The organism is Acidovorax sp. KKS102, from assembly GCF_000302535.1.
Lineage (GTDB): Bacteria > Pseudomonadota > Gammaproteobacteria > Burkholderiales > Burkholderiaceae_C > Acidovorax.
In genome coordinates this window covers 1330045-1354478 of the sequence record NC_018708.1, presented here as the reverse complement: position 1 = coordinate 1354478, position 24434 = coordinate 1330045, and the positions used below count along the sequence as shown (strand labels likewise).

Here is a 24434-nt window from a genome sequence, read left to right as displayed (position 1 = left end):
CTATGCCTTTCGACACGGAGACACTGTAAAAATCCGCGCGCGACACGGCGCCAACAGCCAGATTACAAATTTGTAAACTACGAACTGACCGCATTCTTCGAGAATGGCAGCATGAAAATTCTGCTCATCGAAGACGAAGTCAAGCTGGCTGAGTACCTGCGCAAGGGCCTGGGAGAGGCCGGCTACGTGGTGGACATTGCGCACAACGGGGTGGATGGCCTGCACATGGCTCTGGAAGGCGTGCACGATCTGCTGGTCTTGGACGCGATGCTCCCAGGGATCGACGGCTTCAGCCTTCTAACGGCCTTTCGCAAGACCAAGCAGACCCCGGTCTTGATGTTGACAGCAAGGGTCAGCGTCGAGGATCGGGTGTTGGGACTCAAGACCGGTGCCGACGACTATCTGGTCAAGCCCTTTGCGTTTTCCGAACTGAGCGCCCGCATCCAGGTGCTGCTGCGGCGGACCCATAGCGCGCGGGATGCCGCAGAGCCCACGCAACTGCGGTTGGGCGACCTGGAATTAGACCTGGTACGGCGCAAAGCGTCCCGGTGTGGCCAGCGCTTGGAGTTGACTGCGAAGGAGTTTCTGCTGCTGACTCTGTTTCTGAGAAGAAAAGGCGAAGTGCTTTCTCGCACTGAGATCGCTGAGCAGGTGTGGGACATGAATTTCGATAGCGATACCAGCGTAGTGGAAGTCGCGATCCGGCGCCTCCGTACCAAGATCGATGTTCCGTTTGGCACTGCGCTGCTCCACACCATTCGCGGCATGGGATACGTGATGGAGGACCGCAACGGATGAAGGAGCTGGCCCAACATCGCTCATTGCGCCAGCGGTTGTCTTGGTGGCTGGCGCTGCAGAGCTTTGCCGGACTCGGGGTGGTCTGTCTGGCGGTGTATCTGGTGACCGAGTTCAATTTTCGTGATCGGCAAGAGGAAACGCTGGCACAAAAAGAAACCGTCATTCGGCACTTGCTGCAGGATGGCAAGGAGCATGGGGATTCGGAAGACCTTGCGCACAAACTCGATGACTTCCTTGTTGGGCACGGAGATCTATCGCTCGAAGTCGCGCAGGCGGACGGGATGGTTATCTACGCCCACGCCCGCAACCAGAGTGCCAAGACGGTATGGCGCCAACGGCAGTTCGAAGTAGCACAGACTGCGGACCAGACTCCCTCAAAGAACTTGCGCGTTCAGCTGTCGCTGGACATTCGAACCGACCACCAGTTGTTGCACCGACTTGCTCTTACCTTGCTGGTCGCAGCCATCGGTGGGGCCATCGTTGTATCGCTGGGCGGATTCTCCCTGGTCAACTTGGGCCTGGCGCCTGTCCGAAGACTGGCCAGCCAGACGCGTGCAGTATCGGCTGACAATCTGCATCAACGTCTCGACAGCGCCGAGCAGCCCCTTGAGCTCGTGCCTCTGATCGACCAGTTCAACGCGCTCCTAGCTCGCATTGAGAAGGCCTACTCCCAGATGGAAGGCTTCAATGCGGACGTGGCGCATGAGTTGTGCACGCCTTTGGCCACGCTCATTGCCAATAATGAACTGGCTTTGCTGCGCCCTGAGCAGGCGGATATTCGCGAGGTGCTGGCGTCCAATTTGGAGGAGCTGCACCGCCTGACGGGCATCGTCAATGACATGCTGTTCCTGTCCCAGGCGGATCGGGGTGTGGGAGCACGTCGGGCCCCCGTTGCGACTCTTGCATCGGTGGCTGCTGACGTACTGGATTACCACGAAGCGGCACTGGCCGAGGCTGGTCTCACCGCTAAGGTGGTCGGCGATGCGCATGGCGCTTTCGACGTGCCGTTGTTGCGTCGGGCCCTGTCGAACTTGCTCGGCAACGCCACCCGATACGCGAACCCTGGCTCAATCGTCCAAGTCAACCTCAGAACTATCGATGAGGGCCGTGTGTTGATCAGTGTCACCAACTACGGCAGCACTATCGATCCCGAGCTACTCCCGCAGCTGTTTGACCGATTTTTCCGTGCAGATCCTGCTCGCAGCCATGGGCAGAGCAACCATGGCCTCGGGCTGGCCATAGTCGCTGCTATTGCACGCATGCATCAGGGCAAGCCAGTCGCATCGTCAGAGAACGGGGTGACAAATGTAGGAATCGAAATCCGTCCTAACTGATGGCGATTTCGACAGACTGGGATCGCTTGTGACGCGGCCACGGAGCGCGGCGCGTCACAAGCGATCCGATTTACGTAGGACGAAGCAGCGATATTTTCATTGCCGCTTGACTTTAAAGTCACTTCAAGGTTTCCAATTGCGCTATGAAATCAGAAACAAGCATACCTCCCACCACTGTTGACACCTGCTGCTCCTCGGGCTGTTCCAGTTCCGCAGCAGTGGTCCCTGCCGCCACAAGCCGCCCGGGCCAGGGCAAGCTGTTCCGAATCGCCACCATGGACTGCAGTGCCGAAGAGTCGGAGATCCGGCGGGCGCTGGAACCTCTGGAGGGAATCCGCTCGTTGGGCTTCCAACTCGGCGCGCGCACGCTGAAGATCGATGCGGAGGATCGCGCCTTGCCCCTGGCGCTCGATGCCATCCGCAAGGCGGGCTTCGATCCACAGCCGGTGGTCGCTGCGGTAGACACCCAGGGTAGCCAGGGCCGGGTGTTTCGCATTGCGACCATGGACTGCAGCGCCGAGGAGGCGGAGATTCGCCGGGCGCTGGAGCCTCTGGATGGGATTCGCTCTCTGGGCTTTCAGCTCGGTGCGCGGACGCTGAAGATCGATGCCGACGAAGGCACCTACCCGCTGGCCCTCGACGCCATCCGCAAAGCGGGCTTCGATCCGCAGCCAGTGGCCGGCGCCAATGGCTCCGAGGGCGGACAGGCGGGCGAACCAGCCGAAGGCGACGACCATGGACATGGTTTTGCAGGCGGCATCTCCCGTTTGGTGGCCGCGCTGGTGTTCGCCACGGGGGCTGAGGTCCTCTCGTTCTTTGCTCCAGACCAGATGGCCTGGAAGGTGGTGGGCATGGCCATCGCCGCGCTGGCTATCTGGCTGGCCGGGATCGACACCTACAAGAAAGGCCTTGCGGCGCTGCTGCGCGGCAAGCTGAACATCAATGCGCTGATGTCGGTGGCCGTCACCGGCGCATTCCTCATTGGTCAGTGGCCAGAAGCCGCGATGGTGATGGCTCTGTACGCGATTGCGGAGCTCATCGAAGCCAAGGCAGTGGACCGGGCCCGAAACGCTATCAAGGGCTTGCTGGAACTGGCGCCCGAAGAGGCTTTGGTACTGGGCACCAACGGAGCATGGACCGCTACACCGGTGGCCTCGGTGGCCATTGGAGCGACCGTGCGCATCAAGCCGGGCGAACGCGTGCCGCTGGACGGTAAGGTGACCAAGGGCAATGGCGCCATCAACCAGGCCCCCGTGACTGGCGAGAGCATCCCCGTGGACAAGGCACCTGGCGACCAGGTGTTCGCCGGCACGATCAACGAGACTGGTGAGCTGGAGTTCGAGGTCACAGCCTTGTCGAGCAACACCACCCTGGCCAGGATCATCCAAGCCGTTGAGCAGGCGCAGGGCACGCGCGCTCCGACGCAGCGCTTTGTGGATCGGTTCGCCTCCATCTACACCCCCGCAGTCTTCGCCATTGCCGTGGCGGTGGCGGTCCTCACTCCTTTCCTGATGGGACTTACCTGGCTGGAGGCGCTCTACAAGGCCCTGGTCCTGCTGGTGATCGCCTGCCCATGCGCTCTGGTCATTTCCACGCCGGTCACGGTGGTCAGCGGATTGGCCGCAGGAGCGCGCCGTGGGATCTTGATCAAGGGCGGAACCTACTTGGAAGATGCCCGGCTTCTGAAGGCGGTGGCGCTGGACAAGACCGGCACCATCACCGAAGGCAAACCCAAGCTGGTGAAGTGGAAGGTGTGGGGTGCCGGTGACGAGGCAGCAGTCCAGCAGATGGCTGCCAGCCTGGCGGCTCGTTCCGACCACCCGGTTTCCAAGGCGATTGTCCAGGGCTTGGATGTAAAGGGTCCAGAAGCAGAAAGCTTCAAGGCCTTGCCTGGGCGCGGCGTCGAAGGCATGGTCAATGGTGTGCGCTTGATGCTGGGCAATCACCGACTGATACATGAGCTAGGACTGTGCGGTCCGGAGCTGGAGGCGGAGCTGGCCACCCATGAAAAACAAGGCCGCACGGTCACCCTCCTGGCGGACGAATCGCGCGTCCTGGCGTTGTTCGCGGTAGCAGACACCATCCGAGAAACATCCAAACAGGCCATCGTCGATCTCAAGGCTTTGGGTGTGACATCCGTGATGCTGACTGGCGACAACACAGCGACGGCAAAAGCCATCGCTGCGCAGGCCGGTATTGATGATGCACGCGGCGATCTGCTTCCTGAAGCCAAGCTCGACGCGATCAAGGAAATGCAAAAGCGCTATGGCACCACTGGCATGACCGGCGATGGGATCAACGATGCGCCGGCACTGGCGCAGGCCGACATTGGCTTTGCCATGGGGGGAGCGGGAACCGACACTGCCATGGAAGCGGCGGATGTGGTCATCATGAACGATGACCTGCAACGCGTCGCAGAGACAGTGCGTCTGTCCAAACGTACCCATGCCGTGCTCTGGCAAAACATCACCCTGGCCTTGGGTATCAAGAGCGTGTTCTTGGTCATGGCGGTGGTAGGCACCGCAACGATGTGGATGGCCGTCTTCGCGGACATGGGAGCGAGCTTGCTGGTGGTGGGTAATGGGCTGCGCCTGCTTCGGGGGACGCGAGTTGATCCAACCTATAAGAAGGTGAGTGCAAAACCAGTGAAACATGCACACTCGCATTAAGCGATTTCGCACTCTATGGTCGGCAGCTACGTCGCTGGAGCAAAGAAGTTGGCAGCCCAATAACTCCTGGGCTAGTCGTTGCAATAAGTACCAAAATGAGAACTGCTGATTCGGGAAGACTTCTTCGCGAGGTTGTTCGCTTGTTCACACAAGCGCAGAGTGTGGTGATTCAATGCAACACCACTACCAACAGCCAATGCAATCTGCTGGCCGAACTGGCACGCTCCGGTCCGCTTGCATTGTCTGAACTCGGCGTCCGATTCAGGCGTGAAAAAAGCTGGGTTTCCCGTTCCGTGGAAGCTTTGGCGGGCCATGGTCTAGTCGTCAAGGTGAACAATGCCGCCGATTCCCGGAAGTGGCTGGTCACGCTCACCGACGAAGGTTTGCAGTCAGTCAATGCTTGGAACGCTGCCCTGGATAACCACGCAGAGCATTTGCTTGCCCACCTGAGTGATGGGGACCGTGTCGCTGTCGAGAAATCTCTTTTCGTTTTATTAAAGGCAATGAAACAAGACTAGTCCACTGGCTACGGCCCGCGCATTGGAGCACTGAGCGAATCAATCAGCGTAGCATTGACTCCAGTGTTCACTAATGTCATCGGTATCGATACTGCTCCGGTACAGTTCCCTTGTGCGAAGAATTCTCGTTATTTGCCTGTTGTTGCTGGGTAGACCTAAAAAAGTGATTTATGTGGTTGAAGGGAGTCTGCGGCTATCATGCGACCACTTCTCAAGTGTCTGCCCATTTCATGCGCCGACTGCTCGCAGTCATCCTGTTGCTCTCCTTTTTCTGCCAGGCCTTCGCAACGGCCCGTCAGGTGGTTGCGTACGACCACGAGGGAGGGTTTCATGTGGAGCACGCTGAGATGCATTTGGAAGGTGCTGCGCACCACCATGACGAAGATGGTGTGATGCACCAGGACAATTCCCAGGAGTCGGTCCAGCACATGCTTGCGGAAGCAGGTCTAGGGACGGCAGCACTTTTCCATTTTCCGGAGCTGTCGCTTCCTGCTGACCGCTCGCCCACACCGGCTGTAAACGCTGAAACCGTCAGCCCGTCCCCCTATCTGGACGGTTTACGACGACCTCCCCGACTGATTTCCTGATCCACCTTTAGCGCCACGCCTTCTTCACGAAAGCGTGGTTGTTCATCGGTGCGGTAGTCCTTTCGATCAGGCGCTGATGCGTCAACGATCCTGGACCACTGCCTTGATCGGTCAGGAATCACGTGAGTTTTGTCATTTCCAGGCTTGCGGTGCGTTGCGCCGCTGGCTGTGCTTTCAGCTGCGCCCTCGTTGGCGCAGCCTTTGCGCAAGCCAACATCCCCCCATCACACTCAGCCACGGTATCAACCGCGAGCCCAGCGCTTGCGCAAGCCGTGGAGGGCGCATGGCAGCGAGCCACACAGGCGAGAGAAGCCGAAGGGCAGACCCAGCGGGCTGCTGCTGAACGGGTGGCTATCTCAAGCCCGTGGGCGGCGCCCCCTGCACTGGAGTTGTCCTACCGTGACGACCGCTGGCAAGCCTCGGCTGGACGGCGGGAATCCGAGGCCGGTCTTGTCTGGCCGTTGTGGTTGCCCGGACAGCGCAATGCACGCGGCGCCGCCGTTGATGCCGACGTAGAACTCTCCCGAGCTGCCGTCCAAGCGGGGCGCCTACATTTCGCGGGCCTGGTGCGAGAAGCTGCCTGGGGCATTGCAGCCTCCAGGACCGAGGCCGACCTGGCTGATGCCCAAGTGCGATCTCTTCAGGAGATACCCAGGCACCCACGGGAGCCACTGCGGCCCAGGAGGCCTATTGAACGCTGCGCCGACCATTTAACTCTCACCCTTTCCCGTAGGCATTAGTGCGCCGCCTGCCCAAGCGCGCCGTATTACGCAATTTCTCATCCAAACGAAACGCAATGACCATCAAGACCAAACTCTCCCATCTGACTGGGGGTGCTTTGATGCTGGCCGCATCTGCACTCTTCGCTCCTACGGCAATGGCCCATGGTTCTGCCGCCCCCATGCACGGTGGGGTTGTGCAGACCGCCGCGGACTTGTCGTTTGAGCTGGTTGCCACTGCCGAAGGCGCGGAGATCTACATCCAGGACCACGGCAAAGATTCGGATGCCTCGCGGTTCGACGGCAAACTGACGGTGCTCAACGGTGCAGAAAAGTCCGAAGTGTCCCTGAAACCAGCTGGCGCAAACAAGCTGGAGGCCAAGGGCGTGAAGTTGGTCAAGGGGACGAAGGTGGTTGCGCTGATCACGACCAACAGCAAAAAGACCGTCACTGTTCGATTCACGGTGAAGTAGGGCCCGTGGCGCGCGGCTCTCTGTCCTTGCCTGCACTGCAAGGAGGTCTGCTGGCCTTGCTGGCCGCAGCTTTGTTTGGCATCAGCACCCCGCTGGTTCAGCGGCTGGGTGCTGGGCTGGGTGCGTTCACGTCGGCTGCGCTGCTGTATGCAGGGGCGGCTGTCGTTGGTGCCTTGTCCCTGCGGACCGCTGCTCACGAGGCAAGGTTGCAAAGATCCGACGCCTGGCGCCTCATCGGCATGGCGGGGTTTGGCGCTGCCCTAGGTCCTGTCGCCCTGTCCTGGGGGCTGCAACACACAAGCGGTGCCAGCGCGTCGCTCATGCTCACGCTGGAAGCGCTGTTCACAGCCACTCTGGCGTGGTGGTTGTATAGCGAGACCATGGACCGCCGTGTGTGGGCTGCCATGCTTCTTTTGCTGGCCGGTGGCATGGCTTTGGTCATGGACCAGGGCCTGCAGGGCGGCACGCAGCTGCTCGGTCTGCTTGCGGTGCTACTGGCGACGGTGGCCTGGGGCGTGGACAACACGCTGTCCCGGGGACTGGCCGAACGCGATCCCGGCCAGGTGGTGATGGCGAAGGCCTCGCTGGGTGCTGCTGCGACAGCATGTCTTGCCATTGCGTGGGGAGAGCCTTTGCCACCCCTGACGGCAGCTCTAGGGCTCTTTGCCGTGGGGGCCACAGGGTATGGCTTGAGTCTTCGGTTCTACCTTCTGGCGCAGCGGGCTTTTGGGGCGGCGCGGACTGGCTCCGTGTTCGCCTTTGCACCTTTCATCGGTGCGGCTGTAGCGTTCGGCTTCGGTGAACGGTCTGCGGGGTGGCTGATGCTGCTCGGTGGTCTTCTGATGCTTGCGGGGGTGCTGCTGCATTTGGCCGAGAGCCACGGGCATGAACATACGCACGAGCCGATGGAGCATGAGCACGCCCACCGTCATGACGATGGACACCATTCGCACGTTCATGACGTGATGCCCACGGGGAGCCACAGCCATGTGCACTTCCATGAGCCGGTCACCCACGCCCATCCCCATGCGCCGGATGTTCACCACCAGCACAGGCATTGACCAGACCAGATGTCCCAAGACTGAGGCAAAGGAGCTTTGACGATGCAAAACTCGATGCTGTCGATTGCTGCTGCGCTGGCTTTGCTGGTGCTTTCAGGCTGTAGCACCCCAGTCTATGAAAACCAATACGCTGTGTCCGAAGGCTGGAGAATCGGCAAGGTCACCAAACTGGTCACCGCAGAAGAATTCTTGCAGACAGGTAGCCCTCGCTGCCAGGGAATGGAGATTCGCCCCAATGACCGCTTTGCATTCATCCAAAGGCAAGTGACCCGAGCGCGCGGGCACTTCGCCAAAGTGGACCCGGGCACTGGTATAGCAGTGGGCGACGAGGTTTACTTCAACGCGTGGAAGTGTGACCAACCTCCAATAGTGCCGAAGGCCCCGCGTGGGGCCAAGGCGGGGCAAACGCCGTAGAGACTGACGAGGAGCCTCAACGAGACGGACTCTTTCTGACCGTGCCTGCGTACACCACACTGCCCGCATCGCGATACTGCAATTCCTCCCCCACGCGCACCACGTCAAAGCAGACGGGCGAGACCTTGCTGACCTCGGGCAGCAGCAGGCAGAGTTGGTTGTTCTGCGTGCTCCAGCGTCCGGCGCGTGTGCGGCCGTTTTCTGAACGCTCTAGGCGGACATCCAGGAAGTAGTCACGCCCCCAATGGCGTCCGTCGGTGACATGGTGCCCGCCCACCGCTTAACGGATCTGCGCCGTGTTTAGCTTCGTTTCAGGGGGCGCTGCGAAGGCCATGGGCGCCAGTATCCCGCCCAGAAAATATACGCACAGCCCCCCGCTAAAGCAGCGGGGGCACCGCGAAAGTGCCCGCCGTCATGCCACCATGCTTGGAGGCCAGTTGTGCGCCTCTGCCTAGCAGTATTCTGGGAGCGTGCTGCGGGATTGTTGATGCTGCTGGGCGGAGTTGTGATGCTGGCGGGAGTGGTGCTGCGTTTGGCGGAAAGCCATGGTCACGAGCACACCCATGAGCCTATGACCCACGCTCACCCCCACGCACCAGATGTGAACCGCCCCGGGTATGAACTGACCCCCAGAAGTTGGACAAACTTCAAGGGGTTTCATGAAGAAGTATCAGACAGAGTTCAAGCTCAAAGTGGTCAAGAGTTTTATGGCTGGGGACGGTGGGGCAAAGCTGCTGGCGCGCCAATGGTCTGTGCCTGAGGAGAAGATCCGCACTTGGGTGAGCCACTACCGCCTGCACGGCATTGACGGGCTGCGCCCCAAGCGCAGCACGTACAGTGCGCAGTTCAAACTGCAAGTGCTGTCCCATCAGGATCGCGAACAGCTCTCCAGCCGCCAGGTCGCGGCGATCTATGACATCCGCAATCCCAACCAAGTAGTGGTCTGGCGACGCAATCTCGATCAAGGCCGCCTGCAAGCTATTGAGAACGAGAAAGAAGAGCGTCCCAAGATGAAGCTGGAAGGCCGCTGCGCAGCGCCGTCGGACAAGGTTGCCGCCGACGCAACGCAAACCCTACGAGAAGAGAACGAACGACTGCGCGCCGAGGTCGCGTACCTAAAAAAATTGCAGGCCTTGATTCGGTCGAAGAGATCAGCTGCGCCGACAAAGCGCGTCTGATTGCCGGGTTGAGGCATCACCATAAATTGGCATACCTGTTGCAGGTCGCAGGCCTGCCACGCAGCACGTTCTACTACCAATGCCAAGCGAGCCAGCGCGCCGACCAGCAATGCGCCTTGGAGGCCAGGATTCGTACTGTCTATGACGAGCATAAAGGACGCTATGGCTACAGACGGATCACGGCCGCGCTATGCAATGCTGTGTTGGAACCGATCAACCACAAGTGCGTGCAGCGTCTGATGCGCAAGATGGGGCTGCGCGCGTTGATTCGGGTGAAGAAGCGATCCCGGCATGTTCTAGGCGTCAGCGATGCGCACGTGCCGAACGTTCTACAGCGCGACTTCCGTGCGACCGCACCAAACCAGAAGTGGGCAACCGATGTCACCGAATTCAATGTGAATGGCCACAAGCTCTACCTGTCAGCTTGCATGGACCTCTACAACGGCGAGATCGTCGCGTACCGCATGGCAAGGCGTCCGGTCTTCGAGATGGTTTCCAGCATGCTCGAGGCAGCGCTGGCACGGACCGCTTGCACGGGGGAACTGATCGTCCACTCGGACCAAGGTTGGCACTACAAGATGCAGCCCTATCGAGCGATGCTTGTGCAACGGGGAGTCAAGCAAAGCATGAGCCGAAAGGGCAACTGCTTTGACAATGCGGCAATTGAGAGCTTCTTCGGCACCCTCAAGGCCGAGTACTTCCGGCTTGCTGCGCCCGACAGCCTTGATACGCTCGAAGCGGGCGTGCATGATTACATTCACTACTACAACCATGAGCGCATCAAGCTCAGATTGAGCGGACTCAGCCCGGTGGGATACCGGCTGAGAAACAGCGACTGATTGGCGGCAAGGTAACCGTCCAACTTCTGGGGGTCAGTTCAAACCCGGGGCGGTTCACGCTGAGGTCAGGTACCGCAGCAAAACGGAGGGGAGGCCTGAAAAGGCATCGGGGTGCCGCCCGGTGGCGCGCAGCATGACCAGTTGGACTGCAGCGCCAAGGCGTGCAGTCCCTCTGAACCGGGGCGGGCGCAGCTCCTGGATGTCTTCAATGCTCAGCCCAAAGCACTCTTCGACTTCCCGCTTAGATAGCGATTTGGGCAGGGTATCGGCGCCAACGAAACGTAGGTAGTAGCTAGACAAGCTGGTCCTCCCATGGCTGGCGCGGTCGCAAGCCTGCTGCAGTCTACGTATTCGCTACTGATAATTCCAGACAATAAAAAGGTGCGGGTTAACCCGTAGCTCTTAACCGGGTTTTCTGCACGGAAAGTGAGATCACCCCTCTTCACGAGCGATACTGGACTTGTCCTAGGGATGGTCTGAATAGCTGCTATTAGAAGCTGCGTTCAACGATTGAGGAGGCACGCCAGACACAGCGAAATGCACGAAACGCTTCTCTTCGAGGCGATTTGCGTCTTGTTCGCTGCCCTCAGGCTACTTTCGGGCGCACCACGCCCATCTCTTTATCAACTGATGCCTGGCCATCCACAGGTTGGACAGCGCAAACAGCGTCACCGCATGGGCGAAATCAGTCCAGACTTGCTCTTCCTTGACGTGCAGCAGGTCGGTGATCTGCTCGACATCTGCCTTGTTGGCGGCCGTGATCGTTCCCGTGTGCACCAGCCCGGAGTCTGCATCGACCGCAATGAGCGCCTTCATGCCGAAGTGCCACTGGTTGCCCTTTTTGGTCTGATGCATCTCGGGGTCGCGCTCGCCGCTTCTGTTCTTGGTCGAGCTGGGCGCGGCAATAATGGTGGCGTCCACGATGCTGCCGCGTCTGAGGAGCAGGCCCTTTTTGGCTAGGTCGCGTTGACGAGCTTCAGAATGTCCTCTGCCAGATAGTTGGCTTCGAGCAGCTGGCAAAGTTCAGGATGGTGGTTTCGTCGGGGATTGAGGATGCCATCATCGCTGAGCGATTTGACTGAAGCTGAAGCCGCAAAAGCGTTTGCTGCTCCAGGCATCGTAAGACATGCGGCATCCTAGATCGCAGCGGGGCCATTCCTTCGGAGGTTTAGAAAATCACACGTAAGCCGGCACGAACCGTAGTTGCGGGGCGCGGACCGCCCGATTGTGCGCGCGGATAGAAGGTACGGGAAACATCGACATATGGCGCGAACTGGCGGTTGAATTCGTAACGCGCCTGAAGCCCGAAATCGGCCTGGTAGAGACCCCTGCGCACGGTTGCATCGACGTTCGAGGCCGACCACTCCACATTAACGTACGGGCGTGCGACGAAACGGTTTGTGAGCAAAAAGTCGTTCTCAAACCGCGTGCGAGCAGACACCTTGCCATCGTCGCGAACGAACAGTTTGAGGTCCACGTCAAAGGCATAGGGCGCGAGACCGCGCACGCCCAAGGTGAGGTAATTGCGCTTACCCGGTCTCGCGTCGTGACGGAGGCCCACTTGTGCGTCCCAAAATGGGGCAATGTAGCGGCCGTAGAGCAGTTGCAGTTCCGCAGCCTCGATTCGACCACCCGCGCGTTCTCCGTCAAATTGGTACCACAGGCGGTTGAAGTCGCCACCGATCCAGCCGTCCACACTGAGTGACTGGCTTGAGCCCGCTTGGCCGCGTATCTTGCCGGTTCCGGCTTCTATCTTGGTGTAGGAATAAATCGATTCGTCTTCCATGGCCTGTGCAGACAGGGCGGACAAGCCCAGCGCTGCGGCGGCGAGCCAGCGCAGGGACGCTAATTGTTTGAGATAGTTGTTCGTCATGGCAAGGTTTAAGCTACTTCAACGAGGCGCATCATGCCGGTCGCTGCGTGGTAAAAAAGATGGCAGTGGAAGGCCCAAGTGCCTTCATCTTCGTAGGTAACATCTAGCTCCACTGTTTGTGCCGGTGGCACGATGATGGTGTGTTTGCGCGGGCCGAATACGCCATTGCCATTGACCAGCTCCATGAATACACCGTGCAAGTGCATCGGGTGCTCCATCATGGTTTCGTTGACCATCTTGATGCGTACCCTCTCCCCAAGCCCTATTTTGAGGGGCTTGGCATTGGAAAGTTTCTTGTCGTTCATCGACCAGAAATAACGCGTCATGTCACCGGTTAACCGTACCAAAAGCTCTCTTTCCGGCGCACGGTTGTCGGCGTTGCGGGTGGCAGCGCGCAGCAGCGCGTATTTCAGTCGGCGCTGGCCGTCCGCATCCACCGGGGCAGTGATCGGGGCTCCTGCCGTCTGGTTCGACATCCCGGGCATACCCGCCATCGAATCCGCCGACATTGCAGCAGACGCGGGCTTACCCGACGATGCCATGCCGGGCATGTCGGCCATGGCGTTGTCGGCAGGCGTGGAAGGCATGGTCATAGACGCGCCTGGCGAAGGGGCCGCCAGTTTACCCATATCCATGCCGGGCATTCCGGCCATGCCTGAAGCATCTGCCGCGCCCGAGGTATTGGCCGAGCCGCTCATGTCCATGCCCGCCATGCCCATGTCGGCCATAGTCCGCACGGGCTTCGGTCCCATGTCCGGCACGGGGGCACTCATGCCAAGTTCCGGTGCTAATGTTCCCAAAGCGTAGCCGATGCGTGCGATAGTGGGCACGAAAATACTGTAGGCCTTGGCTTCCTTCGGTTGCACAATCACGTCGTAGGTTTCGCCGTTGCCGATGCGGAATTCATCGACATCGACAGGGCTCACGTTCTGACCGTCGGCCTGCACCACAGTCATCGGCAGGCCTGGAATTCGGACATCAAACATATTCATCGGCGAGGCGTTGATGAAGCGCAAGCGCACGCGTTCGCCAGGCTTGAAAAGCGCGGTCCAGTTCTCGGCTGGCTTTTTGCCTGCCATCAGGAAAGTCCACTCGTCACCGCCATCGCTGTAGTCGGTCGGGTCCATGCGCATCTTGGCCCATTCCATGCGATCGTTCCAGATGGAATCACGCGCCTTCTTGTCGGGCGCATTGCGCAACTGGGCAAGGAATTGTGGCGTCGTGATTCGCCGGTAGTTGTAGAAACCATCAACCTTCTTCAGGTTCGCTAGAACCTGCTGCGGTGGCGTGTCGTTCCAGTCCGAAAGCATCACAATGTATTCACGGTCGTACTTGAACGGATCGGGCTTGATCGGGTCGATGACGATGGGGGCGAAATAGCCCGCAGCTTCCTGCAGAGCCGCATGGCTGTGATACCAGTACGTCCCCGACTGGCGCAGCTTGAAGCGATAGGTGAAGGTTTCGCCCGGCTGAATGCCCGGAAAGGTAACGCCTGGCACGCCATCCTCGCTGTTGGGTACCAGTAAGCCATGCCAGTGAACGCCGGTGATTTCACGAAGCTGATTGGTCACACGAATAACGACTTCGTCGCCCTCACGGAAACGCAGCACAGGCCCCGGCATGGTGCCGTTGATGGTGATACCCATGGAAGGCTTGCCAGTGATATTGAGCACCGTCTCAGCGATCTTCAAATCATAGGCGCGGTTGACGGGTAACGCGCCAATCTCAACAGCGCGCAGCTGTGCCCATGCGGGTGTCAGCGCTCCAACGGCGCCCAGGCCGAGCAGCGACTGCAGCGATTTGCGTTTCAGTTCATCCATGTTGATCTCATTCTTTTTCGTTCAAAAGTGACTAGGTAAAGGCAGCGCCGCCCGTGGCGGCGTTGCTCTACCCCCGCTTACTGGGCAATTTCCATGCTGGTCACGACTATCGCGCCGTCCGATTTTTCGGCATTGAACCTGACCTTGCTACCAACTTGGACCTTGTCCAACAAGGCTGCGTCCTTGACCTTGAAAACCATAGTCATGCCAGGCATATCGAGATTTTTGATGTCACCATGCTTCAAGGTGATTTTCTGGTTTTCCTTGTCAATCTTGCGAACCTCACCATCTGTCGCGGTAGCCGCTGCCGACTTGTCCATGGCCATGCCAGGCATGTTCATACCCGCCATGCCGCCCTTGTCCTTGGGTGCCATCTTCATGCCCGGCATATCCATGCCCGGCATACTGTCCTTGCTCATTGCGGTTTGGGCATAGACATTGGTTGCGAAAGCCGCTGCCAGTGCGATAGCGCCAAGAACAGCGAAGGAATTTTTGGTTTTCATAATGTGCTCGATTTCAGTAAAGTAGGAAGGTTGGGATTTCTATCGAAATGGCGTCAATCAGGTTGGATAAACCTAAAGAGACGCTGCATGTGAATGCGCTGCCATCAATGCTTGTGGGCTGCTGCGGCACCGGCTTTGGGCGCGGCACCAGCGGCCGCGGCTGTTCCGGCGACGGTCACCAGGCCCTTCATGCCAGCGTCGTAGTGGCCTGGGTACAGGCATGCAAAATTCACATCCCCGGCTTTGGTGAATTGCCAGATGATTTCGCCCTGTTTGCCTGGGGCGAGGGAGATCTTGCTGGGCTCGTCATGCTCCATCTCGGGGAACTTCTTCATGGTCTCGTAGTGCTCCTTGAGCTCGGCCTCAGTGCCCAGGCTGAACTCGTGCTTTACCTGGCCACTGTTCTTGATCACGAACTTGATGGTTTCGCCCTGCTTGACGGAGATCGCTGCCGGCGTGAAGCGCATGGTGTCAGCCATGTCCACGTTGATTGTGCGGGTCACCTTGGCAGCCTTACCGGGTTGACCAATGGCTGACTCCTCGCTTGCGTGGCCGTGACCACCGCTATGAGTACCACCTGCAAAGCTGTTGAAGGACAGAGCCACCAGGGCGGAGGCTGCGATCAGGGTGAGAGTGCGTTTCATAGTTGCCTTGGGTTCTGGATGTGATGTGGAACGTAGCGATCAGTGGCCGCTGTGCGAAGACGGCTTTTTGACCTTGACGACGGTGTCTGAGCTGGATTTCTCTTTGCGAGGCATGGACTGCCCACCCTCGGCCTTGAAGCGGGCCGGTTCAGCCATCGGCCCGGTGTACTCGTACGCCACCGTGCCCTCTGGGTTCTTGTACCAACCCGGATTTTTGTAGTCGCCCGGCTTCTGGTCGCGGCGTACTTTGACGACGCTGAACATCCCGCCCATTTCGACCGACCCGAACGGGCCTTCCCCCGTCATCATGGGAATGGTGTTGTCCGGGATGGGCATCTCCATCTCGGTCATGTCTGCCATGCCCCGTTCGCCCATGACCATGTAGTCGGGGATCAGGTTGTTGATCTTCTTGGCGACGCCGCGATGGTCCACTCCAATCATGGTGGGAATGTCGTGACCCATTGCATTCATGGTGTGGTGGCTCTTGTGGCAGTGGAACGCCCAGTCGCCTTCTTCGTCCGCGAGGAACTCGATCTGGCGCATCTGGCCCACTGCCACGTCGGTGGTCACTTCATAGAGACGCGTGCTCTTTGGTGTGGGACCGCCATCCGTGCCGGTGACCAAAAACTCATGACCGTGCAAATGCATGGGGTGGTTGGTCATGGTGAGGTTGCCGATGCGAATGCGCACCTTGTCGTTGAGCCGGACGTTCAAGGAATCGATGCCAGGAAAGATGCGGCTGTTCCAAGTCCATAAATTGAAATTCAGCATTTCCGCGACCTTCGGCGTAGCGGCCCCGGGCTCAATGTCGTAGGCACTGAGCAGGAAGCAAAAGTCTCGATTCACTTCATCAATCAGCGGATGCTTGGTCTTTGGATGCGTGATCCAAAAGCCCATCATGCCCATGGCCATCTGGGTCATCTCATCGGCGTGCGGGTGGTACATGAAGGTACCTGGACGGCGCGCCACGAATTCGTAGACGAAGGTCTTGCCCGACTGGATTGCGGGCTGGTTCAATCCCGCCACACCGTCCATGCCATTGGGCAAACGCTGTCCATGCCAGTGGATGCTGGTGTGCTCGGGCAGCTTGTTGGTCACAAAAATGCGAACGCGGTCGCCTTCCACCACTTCAATGGTGGGACCAGGACTCTGGCCGTTGTATCCCCACAGGTGGGCCTTGAAGCCAGGGGCCATTTCGCGCACAACGGGTTCTGCCACCAGGTGGAACTCCTTGACCCCCTGGTTCATGCGCCAGGGCAGCGTCCAGCCGTTGAGCGTGACCACCGGGTTGTAGGGGCGCCCGGAGTTGGGCACCAGCGGCGCCATGGTGTCTGCGCTTGTCTGGTACACGGGTTCTGGCAGTGCGGCCATTGCCACGCGGCTCACACTCGCTGCGGCCACGGCCCCTCCGGCAATGCCAGCAAACCGGAAAAAATCTCTTCTTGAATTCATGTTGGTTTCCTTGAGGGGATCAGTGGCCTGCACCGGCTTCGGCAGCGGCTGCGCCACCGCCCGAGACGCCAGCGCTGGTGGGCTTGCCGATGAGAGAGGCCTGAAGGGCGGCGTCCGCCAGCCAGAACTGCTGTTCGGCGTTCAGGGCCGCCATCACCGAGTTCACCTGGTCGCGGGAGTCGGCAAGCAACTCGAAAACGCTGATCAGCATCCCGTTGTAGCGAAGCTGGTTTTCTTCGGAGATGGTTTTTCGCAGGGGAATCACCTCGTCGCGGTGGTGACGCGCGATGTCATATGCAGTGCGGTACGCGGAGTAGCTCTCCCTAAGGTTCGAACCCGCCGCGCGTGCGGTTGCTTCCAGGCGGTTGGCCGCAGCCAGGGTCTGCGCATTCATGGCGTCGCGCCGCATTCCACCCCAATCGAAGATGGGTAACTGCAAGCTGATCTCGAAGCCGCGCCGCGTGGAGTGGGTGTTCTCGGCGGCATCAAAGACTGAGTCGCGCCGCACGCCCAACTCGATGTCCGTGAAGGTCGTGATCGTGTTCCAGCCTTGCGCGCGTGCGGCTGCGTCGTAGTCAGCCTTCGCGATCTGCAGATCCAGCCGCCCCTTAGACGCTTGGCGGCCAGCGTCCGATGGGGACAGCGGCTCCTTGGGCAGTGTGGGAAGGCGTTCAGGCAACTTGAGCTGTTGGGCTTGGCTATCGTCCAGGCCTAGCAGCCGCACCAGCTCCTCACGGGCTGCCGTGACCTGGTGCTGCGCACTGGCCAGCTGGGTCGCAGTGTCGGCGTAGAACGCTTGCTGGCGCACACGATCGAGCTTGTTGAAATTGCCCACTGCCTGCATGCGCTTGGCCAACTCAGCGCTGGCTTGAGCACTTGCGACGACCTGTTGGGTGTATGCCAGTGTCTGTTGCGCGGCGACAGCCCGGACCCAGGCCTGACGTACCTGCGTGACTTGGTCCACTACGTCGCTGCTCAGGCGCAACTGGGTCTGCTTGATGCGCTGCTCGGCGATGCCTTTGCGTGTCGGCAAGGTCAGCAGGTCAAGCAGGCCGAAGGACAGGATGCGGCCGATCTCCGTCTCGCTGCCCAGGCGAACGCGCTCCAGGCTCAGAATGGGGTTGGCGATGCGGCCGGACTGGGCTGCCGTGGAAGCGTCCGCCCAGTTTTGAGCCACGATGGCCTGCAGGGATGGGCTATTGACGAGTGCGAGTTGAACGGCATCCTTCTGACTGAGCGGCTTGGCCAGCAGATCCGAAGCGCGCTGGCGCAAGGCGTCCCGCTCGCTCTGGTCCCGGGCCAAGGTAAGCTGGCCGTCCGTGAAACCGCTTGCGGCTGTATTGGCGCTGGTGAGGTTCTGCTCCAGATTCACGCTGGCGCAACCAGACAAGACCGCCACTGCGGCCACGGCGATCACGAGTTTGGCGCGGGGCGTGTGCAAGGGGCGGTTCATTGTTTGCCCCCGTGGTGTGCGTCATGGCCCTGCGCGGGTTGGTCCTGGCCGGTTGTGGGTGCCGTCTGGCGAATTTCCTTGGCATAGGTGCGCCAGCCTCCGATCTCGCCCACCTTGTCATTGGCCGCTTTCCAGGGCTGGACGGATTGCTCTTTGTAGGCTTCGTAGCCCGAGAGGGCTGATCGGTACGAAAGCTGATAGTCCACCTTGGCGGATTCGCCCTCTGGCATCTGAGCCAGAGCCAGGGACGGCGCTATTAGCGCGGCGGCCAGCCAGGGGGTTGATATAGGTCGTGAAAGCCAGGAAATTTTCATAGGTTCACCATGCGTTCTTGATGCAACGCATTGTGTGATCCCAAGGCTTCCGCCGACATAACGGCTTAATTACATCTTTGTCATCTGAAAGAAAGCCCGCGATCTGCAGGCACACTTGCCGTCATTCGCAGACAGGGAGATCCCGTGAAGATATTGATCGTCGAGGATGAAATCAAAACCGGCGAATACCTGCGCCAAGGCTTGCGTGAGGCAGGGTTCAACGCCGATCTGGTTCACAACGGAGTCGATGGCCTGCATCTGGCCCAGGAAGGTGACTACGACCTGGTGATCCTGGATGTGATGCTTCCTGGGATGGATGGCTGGCAGGTGCTCACCAATCTGCGTCGCCGGGGCCTGGAGATGCCCGTACTGTTTCTCACGGCCAAGGATCAGGTGCAAGACCGGATCAAAGGGTTGGAACTGGGGGCGGACGACTACCTGGTCAAACCGTTTTCCTTTGCCGAGCTATTGGCGCGAGCGCGCACCATCCTCAGGCGTGGTCGCAATGGCACCGAGGTGACGGTCCTCCAGGTGGCCGATCTAGAACTAGACCTCTTGCGGCGGCGAGTCAGCAGATCTGGCAAACGCATCGACCTCACGGCCAAGGAGTTCGGACTCCTGGAGCTGCTGATGCGCCGCCAAGGGGAAGTTCTGCCGCGCTCTCTGATCGCGTCGCAGGTGTGGGATATGAATTTCGACAGCGATTCCAACGTGATTGAGGTGGCGATGCGCAGGCTTCGGGCCAAGATTGACGATGCCTATGACGCCAAGCTGATTCAGACGGTGCGAGGCATGGGTTATGTGCTTGAGGCACCCCAGGAGAATGTGTGATAGCTCGGTACTCGCTCACGACACGACTGACAGTCTTTTTTACGCTGGCTTCCGGGCTCGTGCTTGTTGGCCTGGGGACACTTGTTGCCATTTCCATTGACCGGCATTTTGTGGAACTCGACCGCGATGCTCTGCGCGACAAAATTCACCTCACACGTGAGGTGATAGGAAAATCCACGTCACCGCAGGACCTCAAAATTCGGCTGGACGACGTTTTGCACAGCCACGAGGGCCTTTTTGTCAGCGTTTTCCGTGACAAGGACCCGCTTTACGCGACCACGGGTTTCCAGTTTCCACAGGACCTCATCGCCCAAACCCAGAAAGCCCGCTTGGGGGTCGCATCCTGGCAGACCAATGACCGCGAGTACCGAGGGATGTCCGAATCCGTATCGATGCCGGGCGCCTCTCAAGCACCGCTCCAGATTTGGGTCGCGTTGGACATCGCACACCACAAGCATTTCATGCAAGGCCTGATTCGGGTGCTCGTGGGTTACGTGGCATTGGCAACGCTGGTGGCTGGGATCCTGGGCTGGTGGGCTGCAAAGAATGGCTTGGCGCCCCTTCGGACAATGCGGTCTCGCGCGATGGCGATCACGGCGCAGCGGCTGGACGATCGGATGCCAACTCAGGAGTTTCCGGTGGAGATGGCAGACTTGGCTACAACCCTCAACGAGATGCTCCGGCGCTTGAAAGAGGAGTTTGATCGCTTGTCCGAGTTTTCTTCGGATCTGGCCCACGAGTTGCGTACGCCGATCAACAACCTGATGACGCAGACACAGGTCACCCTCAGCCAGGCACGCTCCCCGCACGAGTACCGTAACATCCTCGCGTCCAACGCGGAGGAGTACCAGCGACTGGCGCGCATGGTTGCGGACATGTTGTTCCTGGCGAAGGCCGATCACGGACTCATCCTTCCCAGCACCGAGAAAATCGCGGTTCACGATGAAACGCGAGCCCTGTATGACTTCTATGAGGCGCTGGCCGAAGAAAAGCAGGTGCGGCTGGAGCTCGTTGGGCAGGCAGAGGTTTGGGGTGATCGATTGATGCTCCGTCGAGCCCTGAGCAATCTTTTGTCCAATGCGATTCGCTACACGCCCGCTGGTGAGCGCGTGGTCATCGACGTTATGGGCAATGCCCACGGAACTACGGTAAACGTCCTGAACGCCGGCCCTCCCATCGACGAGCAAATGATCCCCCGCCTCTTTGACCGGTTTTTCCGGGCCGACAAATCGCGAAAGCAACTGGACTCAGATGGAGCGGGCCTTGGCCTTTCTATCACCCAGGCCATCGTTCACGCGCACGGCGGCAGCATGTCAGTGAGTTCGGTCGATGGCATGACCTGCTTTTCGATGTATTTCCCCAGTGCTCAGAACATTGGCAAGCGCCTCACAACAGATGCATGACCCCCTGGCCACCCTCATTGACTGCTGGAAGGCAGATCCCAGCAGCACCTACAACACCTGGTTCTTGTGGGATCAGCGGATCAAAAACTTCCGCTCTATTCGCCGAGGCATTGCGCAAGTGGTGGAGGACATCCGGGCGGGAACGTTTGGCAACGCCTACCGAGGATCCTCGTTAGAGACAATCGTTGGCTCCGTGGCGGAGCAGCGCCAGATCTTCAAGGGTGCGGACCACGCGTTCCTCTGGAAACCCAAGCTGCGCATTCCGGACATCTACGAGAACGCAAGCAATCAGCGCGCCTTTGCAGACCTTCTTCACACCTGCGATCACTGCGATTGCGCAGAAGACGTCGTTGCCGCCATACAGCGCATCGATGCAATCGGCATCAAAGGCTTGGGCCCAGCAGTCGCCAACTTGCTGTATTTCATCCACCCAACGCTGCTCTCTCCCTTTAACACTGCCATTGTCAATGGTTTCAACGCAGTGACTGGCGGGCGCGTGAAGCTCGGACGTTGGGACCACTATCTCTCTATGCGGGAGGGCTTGCTGCGCTTGAACGCGCAGTACCGGCTGAAACTATCGAATGATCTCGGTGCGATTGCGGGACTCATGTTTGACATTGGCAGTGGCCGATATGCAGCGCCGCCACAAGCAATGGATGCGGCGACGGCGACACTCTGGCAAGAAGACCTTGAACGTGTGCGGCTGGAATCCACCGCATCGCAACGGGAGATGTCCCAGGCGACCGAAAGCGATGCGACCCACACGGGTATTCAGGCTTCATTGCGCGATCTGGGCAAGTCTCTCGGGTTTGATGTCTGGATAGCGTCCAACGACCGGGGTCGCTCCTACGGCAGCGGCCTTTTGGGAGACGGATGTCTGGCGCAGTTGCCTGCCAGCGTGGACAGGGGACTGGAGTCGATTCGACTCATTGATGTCGTATGGATTGATACTCAGACATCGCAGGTCGCGGCCGCATTTGAAGTCGAGCACACCACGTCCATCTATTCGGGGATCGTGCGAATGCTCGACCTGGCCTTGGGCACGTCGGTTGCAGTCAACTGTGCATTGTTTCTTGTGGCTCCAGACAATCGCAGAGACAAGGTCGCTGAGCAACTTCAAAGGCCTGCCTTCTCCAGGGTGTCGGAGCTGGGAATCCGGTACTTGCCTTACAGCCAGCTGGAGCAGAACCATGCCTCCATGAGCCGCTTTGGGTCCAGCATCAAGCCGTTGCTGGAGATTTCGCAGCAGCTGTGAGACCCGGTTTTTTTGCATGGTGCGGTTCGCCTGGGTTTCGCTCCTTGAGCCTCGGGTTCGATTCTCGGCGATGTCGGCAAGATGAATTTCCTGTTATCCCGAACGGAGGGACTAGCGGCTGAAACCCTGCGCCCAAAAACGATCCAGGTCTGGCGCCAGTAACTACTATGGACCATCACCTTGGTAGAGATCTCCAAGGCGGCACTTCGCAAATTCTTCGTCCAACCATGAGGTCCTCGACATGAACGTCACTACCAAGCCATTGGATGGTCTGTCGCCAGTCGGTTTGTTGGGAAACTCTGTGTCCACAGCACCGAGCATCCAAGGGGGCGGTTTTCTAGACGCCATGAAGCAGGCGCTGACAATCACAAGCCAATTGCAAGGTGAATCGGGTCGGCTGAGTCGAGAGGTCACACTGGGCAACCCCACGGTCAGCTTGGAAGGGACCATGCTCGCTGGAGTCAAGTCGAATATTGCGTTCCAGGCGACCTTGCAAAGCCGCAATCGAATTGTCCAGGCCTACACCGATGTGATGAACATGCAGGTCTGATCTTGAGCGAGTTGTAAGACAACGGTCGTGCGCACCTGCTGTCGGGGCCGTGGGCACGCTTTGCATTCAAGCTGGAGGTGGCCCTTTTGAAAAAGGCTCCTCCAGCTAAGCCGCTGACCCCCTGGGAAAACTCACTGCAACCGTGGCGCCTTGGAGGATTCGTCCGAGGTGGTGGCCATGGCCGCATGCTGCGCTGCGTGATAGCGGTCCGGATAGATTTCGTTGAGCTTGCGGCCGTCTTCGCCCACAGCGACGACTTCGCCTTCGCGGATGGCACGTGCCAGCTCGCTCTTGACTTGGTCACGTGTCTTCAGCGATTTGCCTGTCACGATGGGATAGCGGCCTGACATCAGTTCATTGCGTTTGACGCCGAATTCACCGGCGACCATGATGTCGCCTGTACGGATAGCCTGCTCCAGCTCGTCCCGCACTTGCTCCCGGGATTTGCCGACCTGAGTCGAAGTAGCCACAGGATAGGCGCCAGGATTGATCTGCTTGAGCGTAAGACCCGATTCGCCAGAGGCGAGCATGTCGCCGCTCTGCTGAGCCTGCGCCAATTCAGCACGGACTTGCTCGCGCGTCTTACTGACCACTTGGTCCGAAGCAAATGCAGGGGCGGCGATGAGGGAAAGGACGATGAGGGTGGACTTCAGTTTCATGATGGGATTTCCTTTTTGGGTAAATGGCAATGGTTCAGGTGCAACCGCAGGCCGGTTTGGGAGGGCACGCGGTTGCCGGTGATCGTTGAGAGGGTTCAGGGCAGTTGGCGGGCATCGACCCAGCCAGCTTCGCCGCCCATATCCCGCACACCGTCACGACCGACGGGGTTGCGCTTGGCTGACTGCAACTCATCGAGGACTTGCTGGCGGGTCTTGGTCAGCTTGGGGCCCGGGACAAGTGGATAGGTACCGGGATAGCCACGGCTGATCCAGTACAGCGTGCCGTCCTTCTGAGCGGCCAGCACGGTGCTTTCAACCGCTTGGCGGCTCACCGCATTGCCCAGATGGTCGGCGGCCAGGCTCACGCCTTCCTCCTGGCTGGGGCTTGCGTGGTAAACGGAAGTGGCGAAGGACGCAGTAGTGGACCCGGCAAGGCTGGCGACGAGGATTGCGGTACGAACTTTCATGATGGTCTCCTGTGGCGCCGGATGCCCGATATGGTTCATCCAGGTGGCGATTTCTGCGCCATGTACAGAAGTCTAGAAGCCGCACCCCTACGAAGCGGTGACCTTCCGATTACGATTTTGAAAGCCACAGGCCGCATGGGGGTTGCTGGCATGCTCTGAAGAGCGCATGAGCGAAGGATGGACCTTCGCTCGAAGGCGATTTCCTAAGGGCCTGCACTCTTCTTGACATTCACACAGGGACAAGGCCCAAGCTGCCAGTTTAGGCAAAAGCGACGCATGGAGGTGATGCTATGACCTACAAGATTGCTGATACCCGTCGACAGCTCAGCTACGCACTTTTGCGCGTTTTTGAGCAAGCGCGCGGGCAGCGGGAACTCGCTGTAGCCGATCTCGTGCTGTGTGCGCTTGAAGAACTTGCACGCAAAGACACCAACTGCCAGGGAACGCTTGATCGGGCGTACTTGCAATCGGTGGCTGTTGGCACGATTGTCGATGTCCCTACATCTTCATCAAGATGATTTTGCCGTACGCTTATGTTGCATTGATCACGCTCTTCATCGATGAACGTAGTGCGCTGCGCGGTCGTTGCCTCAGCAACTCAACTGTACGAGCAAACGACC

25 protein-coding genes and 1 pseudogene are annotated in these 24434 nt (G+C 59.3%); 14 read left to right on the top strand and 12 right to left on the bottom strand.

What is annotated here, in order from left to right; translation table 11 throughout:
• The first annotated feature begins 111 nt into the window (after positions 1 to 111).
• The 8 genes from C380_RS06175 (at position 112) to C380_RS06145 (ending at position 8573) form a co-directional block, all read left to right on the top strand.
• On the top strand, positions 112 to 798 hold the full coding sequence (locus tag C380_RS06175) for a heavy metal response regulator transcription factor (protein ID WP_015012998.1): 687 nt from the start codon (positions 112 to 114) through the stop codon (positions 796 to 798).
• Positions 795 to 2132 (top strand): heavy metal sensor histidine kinase, encoded by a 1338-nt coding sequence (locus C380_RS06170; RefSeq protein WP_015012997.1) that lies wholly within the window; start codon positions 795 to 797, stop codon positions 2130 to 2132. The genes C380_RS06175 and C380_RS06170 overlap by 4 nt, the downstream gene beginning before the upstream one ends.
• A gap of 218 nt (positions 2133 to 2350) precedes the next feature.
• Positions 2351 to 4801, top strand: coding sequence for a heavy metal translocating P-type ATPase (locus C380_RS06165; RefSeq protein WP_015012996.1), 2451 nt, complete (start codon positions 2351 to 2353; stop codon positions 4799 to 4801).
• A 140-nt stretch (positions 4802 to 4941) separates the two neighbouring features.
• A complete protein-coding gene (locus C380_RS24330) occupies positions 4942 to 5319 on the top strand; it encodes a MarR family winged helix-turn-helix transcriptional regulator (protein ID WP_238544075.1) in 378 nt (125 codons plus the stop codon).
• A 230-nt stretch (positions 5320 to 5549) separates the two neighbouring features.
• Positions 5550 to 5906: a hypothetical protein gene (locus C380_RS06160; protein WP_043565197.1), complete on the top strand. Its 357-nt coding sequence runs from the start codon at positions 5550 to 5552 to the stop codon at positions 5904 to 5906.
• A 796-nt stretch (positions 5907 to 6702) separates the two neighbouring features.
• A complete protein-coding gene (locus C380_RS06155; RefSeq protein WP_015012994.1) occupies positions 6703 to 7098 on the top strand; it encodes a hypothetical protein in 396 nt (131 codons plus the stop codon).
• Positions 7099 to 7103: 5 nt separating this feature from the next.
• Entirely contained in the window at positions 7104 to 8159 is a 1056-nt protein-coding gene (locus C380_RS06150) for a DMT family transporter (RefSeq protein WP_015012993.1), read from the top strand.
• 42 nt (positions 8160 to 8201) lie between these two features.
• Positions 8202 to 8573 carry a hypothetical protein gene (locus C380_RS06145; protein WP_015012992.1) on the top strand — a complete coding sequence of 124 codons (372 nt, stop codon included), beginning with the start codon at positions 8202 to 8204 and terminating at the stop codon, positions 8571 to 8573.
• A gap of 16 nt (positions 8574 to 8589) precedes the next feature.
• On the opposite strand, the gene C380_RS06140 is transcribed toward C380_RS06145, so the two are convergent.
• On the bottom strand, positions 8590 to 8850 hold the full coding sequence (locus tag C380_RS06140) for a hypothetical protein (RefSeq protein ID WP_051022495.1): 261 nt from the start codon (positions 8848 to 8850) through the stop codon (positions 8590 to 8592).
• A 382-nt stretch (positions 8851 to 9232) separates the two neighbouring features.
• On the opposite strand from C380_RS06140, the gene C380_RS24320 reads away from it, so the two are divergent.
• Positions 9233 to 10590, top strand: a protein-coding gene (locus C380_RS24320) for an IS3 family transposase (protein ID WP_085944658.1) whose coding sequence is annotated in 2 segments (ribosomal slippage) — positions 9233 to 9710 and positions 9710 to 10590 — 1359 coding nt in all. Because the reading frame shifts where the segments join, the coding sequence is not laid out codon by codon here.
• 54 nt (positions 10591 to 10644) lie between these two features.
• Here the strand turns inward: C380_RS24320 and C380_RS25810 are convergent.
• From C380_RS25810 to C380_RS06090, 9 genes and pseudogenes are all read right to left on the bottom strand, one after another.
• Positions 10645 to 10890, bottom strand: coding sequence for a DUF4158 domain-containing protein (locus C380_RS25810; RefSeq protein WP_168162349.1), 246 nt, complete (start codon positions 10888 to 10890; stop codon positions 10645 to 10647).
• 384 nt (positions 10891 to 11274) lie between these two features.
• A pseudogene (locus tag C380_RS06125) lies at positions 11275 to 11641 on the bottom strand (transposase); the annotation flags it as partial.
• 117 nt (positions 11642 to 11758) lie between these two features.
• Positions 11759 to 12463: a copper resistance protein B gene (locus C380_RS06120; RefSeq protein ID WP_015012988.1), complete on the bottom strand. Its 705-nt coding sequence runs from the start codon at positions 12461 to 12463 to the stop codon at positions 11759 to 11761.
• An 8-nt stretch (positions 12464 to 12471) separates the two neighbouring features.
• Entirely contained in the window at positions 12472 to 14283 is a 1812-nt protein-coding gene (locus C380_RS06115; RefSeq protein ID WP_015012987.1) for a copper resistance system multicopper oxidase, read from the bottom strand.
• Between the two features lie 77 nt (positions 14284 to 14360).
• The gene (locus tag C380_RS25805) at positions 14361 to 14786 is read right to left on the bottom strand and encodes a copper-binding protein (protein WP_015012986.1); all 426 of its coding nucleotides are present in this window, start codon (positions 14784 to 14786) and stop codon (positions 14361 to 14363) included.
• Positions 14787 to 14890: 104 nt separating this feature from the next.
• Positions 14891 to 15430: a plastocyanin/azurin family copper-binding protein gene (locus C380_RS06105; RefSeq protein WP_015012985.1), complete on the bottom strand. Its 540-nt coding sequence runs from the start codon at positions 15428 to 15430 to the stop codon at positions 14891 to 14893.
• A gap of 39 nt (positions 15431 to 15469) precedes the next feature.
• Positions 15470 to 16882 (bottom strand): multicopper oxidase family protein, encoded by a 1413-nt coding sequence (locus tag C380_RS06100; RefSeq protein WP_015012917.1) that lies wholly within the window; start codon positions 16880 to 16882, stop codon positions 15470 to 15472.
• A 19-nt stretch (positions 16883 to 16901) separates the two neighbouring features.
• Positions 16902 to 18335: a TolC family protein gene (locus C380_RS06095; protein WP_015012918.1), complete on the bottom strand. Its 1434-nt coding sequence runs from the start codon at positions 18333 to 18335 to the stop codon at positions 16902 to 16904.
• Positions 18332 to 18565, bottom strand: a complete 234-nt coding sequence (locus C380_RS06090) for a hypothetical protein (RefSeq protein ID WP_233247170.1) — start codon at positions 18563 to 18565, stop codon at positions 18332 to 18334. The genes C380_RS06095 and C380_RS06090 overlap by 4 nt, the downstream gene beginning before the upstream one ends.
• Positions 18566 to 18793: 228 nt before the next feature.
• Here C380_RS06090 and C380_RS06085 point away from each other — a divergent pair, with 228 nt between their 5' ends.
• The 4 genes from C380_RS06085 to C380_RS06070 all read left to right on the top strand — a co-directional run bounded on the left by C380_RS06085 (position 18794) and on the right by C380_RS06070 (position 22688).
• On the top strand, positions 18794 to 19480 hold the full coding sequence (locus tag C380_RS06085; protein ID WP_015012984.1) for a heavy metal response regulator transcription factor: 687 nt from the start codon (positions 18794 to 18796) through the stop codon (positions 19478 to 19480).
• A complete protein-coding gene (locus C380_RS06080) occupies positions 19477 to 20883 on the top strand; it encodes a heavy metal sensor histidine kinase (protein WP_015012983.1) in 1407 nt (468 codons plus the stop codon). The genes C380_RS06085 and C380_RS06080 overlap by 4 nt, the downstream gene beginning before the upstream one ends.
• Entirely contained in the window at positions 20876 to 22138 is a 1263-nt protein-coding gene (locus C380_RS06075) for a hypothetical protein (RefSeq protein WP_015012982.1), read from the top strand. Before C380_RS06080 ends, C380_RS06075 begins: the two co-directional genes overlap by 8 nt.
• 241 nt (positions 22139 to 22379) lie before the next feature.
• Entirely contained in the window at positions 22380 to 22688 is a 309-nt protein-coding gene (locus tag C380_RS06070) for a flagellar hook-basal body complex protein FliE (protein ID WP_015012981.1), read from the top strand.
• Between the two features lie 131 nt (positions 22689 to 22819).
• Here the strand turns inward: C380_RS06070 and C380_RS06065 are convergent, their stop codons facing one another.
• Entirely contained in the window at positions 22820 to 23347 is a 528-nt protein-coding gene (locus C380_RS06065; RefSeq protein ID WP_015012980.1) for a DUF4148 domain-containing protein, read from the bottom strand.
• Between the two features lie 95 nt (positions 23348 to 23442).
• Positions 23443 to 23814, bottom strand: a complete 372-nt coding sequence (locus C380_RS06060) for a hypothetical protein (protein ID WP_015012979.1) — start codon at positions 23812 to 23814, stop codon at positions 23443 to 23445.
• A gap of 290 nt (positions 23815 to 24104) precedes the next feature.
• On the opposite strand from C380_RS06060, the gene C380_RS24885 reads away from it, so the two are divergent.
• On the top strand, positions 24105 to 24332 hold the full coding sequence (locus tag C380_RS24885; RefSeq protein ID WP_148279921.1) for a hypothetical protein: 228 nt from the start codon (positions 24105 to 24107) through the stop codon (positions 24330 to 24332).
• Positions 24333 to 24434: the final 102 nt, after the last annotated feature.